5 protein-coding genes are annotated in these 4,128 nt (G+C 59.7%); 3 read left to right on the top strand and 2 right to left on the bottom strand.

Annotated elements, in window-relative coordinates; translation table 11 throughout:
• The first annotated feature begins 217 nt into the window (after nucleotides 1–217).
• The 3 genes from IEY69_RS21420 to IEY69_RS21410 all read left to right on the top strand — a co-directional run bounded on the left by IEY69_RS21420 (nucleotide 218) and on the right by IEY69_RS21410 (nucleotide 1,858).
• On the top strand, nucleotides 218–421 hold the full coding sequence (locus IEY69_RS21420; RefSeq protein ID WP_189075100.1) for an antitoxin VbhA family protein: 204 nt from the start codon (nucleotides 218–220) through the stop codon (nucleotides 419–421).
• A 10-nt stretch (nucleotides 422–431) separates the two neighbouring features.
• The gene (locus IEY69_RS21415) at nucleotides 432–1,307 is read left to right on the top strand and encodes a Fic/DOC family protein (RefSeq protein WP_189075099.1); all 876 of its coding nucleotides are present in this window, start codon (nucleotides 432–434) and stop codon (nucleotides 1,305–1,307) included.
• A gap of 101 nt (nucleotides 1,308–1,408) precedes the next feature.
• A complete protein-coding gene (locus tag IEY69_RS21410) occupies nucleotides 1,409–1,858 on the top strand; it encodes a hypothetical protein (RefSeq protein WP_189075098.1) in 450 nt (149 codons plus the stop codon).
• 41 nt (nucleotides 1,859–1,899) lie between these two features.
• Here the strand turns inward: IEY69_RS21410 and IEY69_RS21405 are convergent, their stop codons facing one another.
• A complete protein-coding gene (locus tag IEY69_RS21405; protein WP_268243888.1) occupies nucleotides 1,900–3,135 on the bottom strand; it encodes an MFS transporter in 1,236 nt (411 codons plus the stop codon).
• 65 nt (nucleotides 3,136–3,200) lie between these two features.
• A complete protein-coding gene (locus IEY69_RS21400) occupies nucleotides 3,201–3,998 on the bottom strand; it encodes an IS982 family transposase (RefSeq protein ID WP_189075096.1) in 798 nt (265 codons plus the stop codon).
• Nucleotides 3,999–4,128 lie beyond the last annotated feature (130 nt).

The raw sequence follows: 4,128 nt of genomic DNA, 5'->3' as shown, positions 1-4,128 counted from the left end.
CCGATCACGCTCAGGGGAAAACGGTGGCGGTAGGGCTTCCGGTCAGTCACAGCTCACCAGCCTACAGAGGTTAAGTTGCCAGAACCCTCGAGATGCAGGCGACGACACCAGCTGAATCAGATGATCAAGAGAGGCTTGAGGATCTGGATGAGGTCCTGAAAAATGAGGCAGTTCATTCGTGATATTCTGCGTGTAGGACGAAGAGGAGGCGGCACGCATGACCGTACAGGATTCTCCCATTCTGGCCCAGGAGCGCCGGCGTAAGGCCCTGGAACACGCCCGTCATGAAGCGCGCCTCGAAGGCCTGCACATCAATCCCGCGTTTGAAGGTCACCTGGACGGGTACGTGCGCGGTGAGTTGAGCGCGGATGAGGTGGTCGAGCGCCTGAAAACGGCCCCACTTCCAGCCCGCCGCCCCTGACCGGCTGACCGTGGCCGCCGATCCTTACCTCCAGGAAACCGGCACCTTCAAAAACCGCCTGGGCATCACGGACGCCGCCGAGCTACAGGCCCGCGAGACCGCCATCAGCACCGTGCGCCTGGCCCAGATGCAGCAGCTGGAGCAGCCGGTGGGCCGCTTTGATCTGGACCACCTGCGCGAGATCCACCGCCGGGCGTTCGGCGACGTGTACGAGTGGGCGGGGAAGACACGCGGGGAGTGGACCACCATCGAGGGCGAGCGCTTCATGCCTCCTGCAGGGCTGATAAAGGGCGGGACCCGCTTTGCGGATGGCCCCATGGTGGAGCCCTTCCTGCGGGGCACCTTCCGCCAGCTGGAGCGAGACAACCAGCTGCGCGGCCTGTCCCGGCCGGAGTTCGCGGGGAAGGCCGCTGAGCTGATGGGGGACATGAACGCCGCCCACCCCTTCCGTGAAGGCAACGGCCGCACGCAACGCGAGTTCATGCGCGAACTGGGGGTGGAAGCGGGCCACCAGCTGAACTTCTCCGTGGTGAGCCAGGCACGCATGATTCAGGTCAGCATCGAATCGGCGCGGGGAGACAACGAAGGCCTGCGCCGGATGCTGCTGGAGATCAGCGACCGTCAGGCGGTCAGGGCCTTGCAGCAGGCCGAACAGGCCCTGGAGAAGCGCGGGCAGGACTGGAATGGGCTCTACGTGGCCACCACGACCAAAGGCCAGCAGTACGCCGGCGAAGTGGCCTGGAAGGGGCGTGAGCTGTCCGCCGTGCAGGACGGAAACCGGGTCATCGTAGCGCCGACGCGCGAGCTGGGGCGCGGCGTGCAGGAAGGACAGACGGTGGAGTTCACCGCGAGTGGGCGCACGCAAGGCTTAGACTTTGAGCGCTAATTCGGCACCCTCAATCGGCGGGAGCAAAACACATTATTATCAGCACACTGTTTAACTCCAAGATGCACAAGTTATCTCACCTTGTCGTCTAAGGACACATTATGAAAACTGGCGTTTCTCCTGAGATTACGGCGCGCTTTATGGCTTTGAGAAGATTGGCTGGTGATTCTGGTGCAGTCGATCAATTGCCGCCTGTTGATACTTTTCGTCATGAGCTGAGGAAGTTCTACGATTACAGGGAAGAGGATAAACCCATTGTTTTAAGCGCATTGACTTATTTGGAGTCACCTCTTTCTTTGACAGCTGAAATTATGAGCGCTGCACCTGATGCTGGAATCTCCATCTTGGAGGCTTTTGTTCGTGATTACCCGGGAGTGCCAGGGAGTAATCTGGCTGGCCGATGGAGTACCTTGACTGAGGCCTGTTTAGCACTTCACAGGTCTTTCGATTCTAAAAATGTTCAAGGCATGTGGGAGTCAAGTAAAAATATTCACTTAAATTTCAACGAATTTTTGAATGGCCTTTTGCCATTTACCGCGAATAGGGGTTGACAGAGCGAGGTGAGGGGGAGCAGATTCCCTGCCAACAGATGCTAGGACTGCGCTGTCTGGGCTCCCACTTGTTGCTCAGCGCGAGCAATTGCTCGATTGTTGACACGACCGACGAAAAGCACCGCGACTACGAGGGCCAACCCACCTGCGATCGCAAAGGTCTCGCGCAAGCCCAGGGTTTGACCCACCATCCCCCCTAGAAACGCGCCGAGCGGGGCGGCGCAGGAAACCACGAAACGGTACGCCCCGCCCACCCTTCCCCGCAGGTCCGGCGGCACGAGTTGTTGACGAAGTGACACCCTCACGACCCCAGACAAACCCAGGTTGAGTCCGTCGAGCATCAACAGCGCCGCCAGGAGCAGCGGGGCATGGACCCAGCTCAAGCCGAGGTATATGAGCCCCAGGACGAACACGGAGCCGAGTACAGTCCGCCCAGCTCCGAAGCGCCGTGAGACATACGGCGACAACAAGCTGCCGAGAATGTGCCCGACCGCACCCACCGTGAGTAGCAGACCATAACCCACTGAACCCACGCCAGGGAGAGCCGTCGCAAAGAGCACGAATAGCGCAAACACGGCCGCGTCGAGCAGCGTCGTGAGCGCCATCAGCAACGCCACAGAACGCAGGAGCGTGTGCGACCACAGCCACTTCAAGCCGTCCACCACTTCGCGCCACCACAATTCGCGAGGTAAAGCGTGACGTGCGGGTTGACTGGGTAGGGTGGAGATGAGCGCCGTACTGCCGAGAAAGCCCAGAGCGTTCACAAGAAATGGCAGGCTAGGAAAGGCGGCGAACAGCAGACCCCCAACCGGTGGACCGACGAACTCATTACTCGTCACGCTCGTGGCGTACAGCGCGCCATTGGCGTCCTCAAGATGCTCGTTCTCAACAAGCACCGGCACCAAGGTCTCGGCAGTCCCGTCCGCGAGCGTCTCCGCCGTGCCGAGGACGAAAGCGAGTCCGTATAAGAGGGTAACGGTGAGGTGTCCCGTGAAGACGGCGAGTGCGAGCAGGCCGAGCAGCACTCCACGGACGGTGTGGGCAACGATGAGCAGAGTGCGGCGGTCGAGCCGATCAATGAGGGCACCGAACGGAAGCGTGAACACCAGGCGGGGGAGCGAAGCAAAGGTCAAGAGGCTGGCGACGACGATAGGGTCGCGGGAGATGGACACAACGAGCAGCGGCAGTGCTGCTTTGCCGATGCCGTCCCCCATATTGGCGCTCGTACTTGCGATCCATAATCGCCGGAAGTTCGGTCCTGCCCGCCATACGCGCATAGCTGAGCCTATCGCGTTGCCGCGCGGCGACCTGACGTGACCGATAGTCGGCGTGCCTGTGCCTCTTAGACCGAGACTGAGTCACTGAGGTGAATGAATTTCAGGTTGTGTGCCAGGACGCCCAGCGCGACCTTCAATCGCAGACTGAGATAGGTCTTGACCTGTCCCCAGCGCAGCCCGGCACCCACTAGGACGGAGAAAGCAGATTCAACGCACTTCCTCGCAGCCCCGTACTCTTGCTTCCAGCGCGGATCAACCTGCTTGGTGTTCACCTTGGGAGGCGTCAGGCATGTTCCCGACTGATACCCTTTATCCCCAATCTGTTTTGGCCCACCGTAAGCGGCCCATTCCAGATTCATATGGCACAGTACGGTGAAATCATGTTCATTCGCGGGATAAATGTCGTATTTCACGATCTTGCCATTCAGGGCGCTCCAAGCGTGCAGCTTGAAGCCGTACACCGGGCCTGCGGTACTGAATCCATGACGGGCTCCACGAAATTTGCACCGAGGTGCACGTTTGAACGTCGAGACAGGCAGGGGCTCGGAATCGACTACTACGAAGTCCACTGTCTGGACTTTGGTCGCGAGCCGCTCAACCACGGGGGTCAGGCGAGCCAGTCGGATACGGGCCTGAGGCTCAGATGGAAAATGCGGGAAGTGATTCAGCTTCAGAAACCGCCACCACCGACTGAAATACGTCACCTTATGGAGCTTTTGGAGTAGAGCGACTGCGAGCAGCTCAGCGTCTGACATTTTCTCGTGTGGGTGCAGCAATTTCGCTGGGATGTGCGGAGCGATCCATTGGGTGAGGCGCGTCACTGCGGCTGGAAGCGGCAGGAAAGTCAGATCGAGAGGGCTCATGAGCCCTCTCCCTAGCGCCTTTCTGGCCGCCCTTGTCAACCCCTATTCGCGGTTATTAGATGTAGCCTCTGTACCGGACATCTTCAGGTTGAGGCTGTGCTGGACGCAAAATTCCTGAACGTATGATCGG

The sequence above is a fragment of the Deinococcus sedimenti genome, from assembly GCF_014648135.1.
GTDB lineage: Bacteria > Deinococcota > Deinococci > Deinococcales > Deinococcaceae > Deinococcus > Deinococcus sedimenti.
Note: the sequence above shows the minus strand (reverse complement) of the source record. Positions and strands in the feature narration are given on the sequence as shown.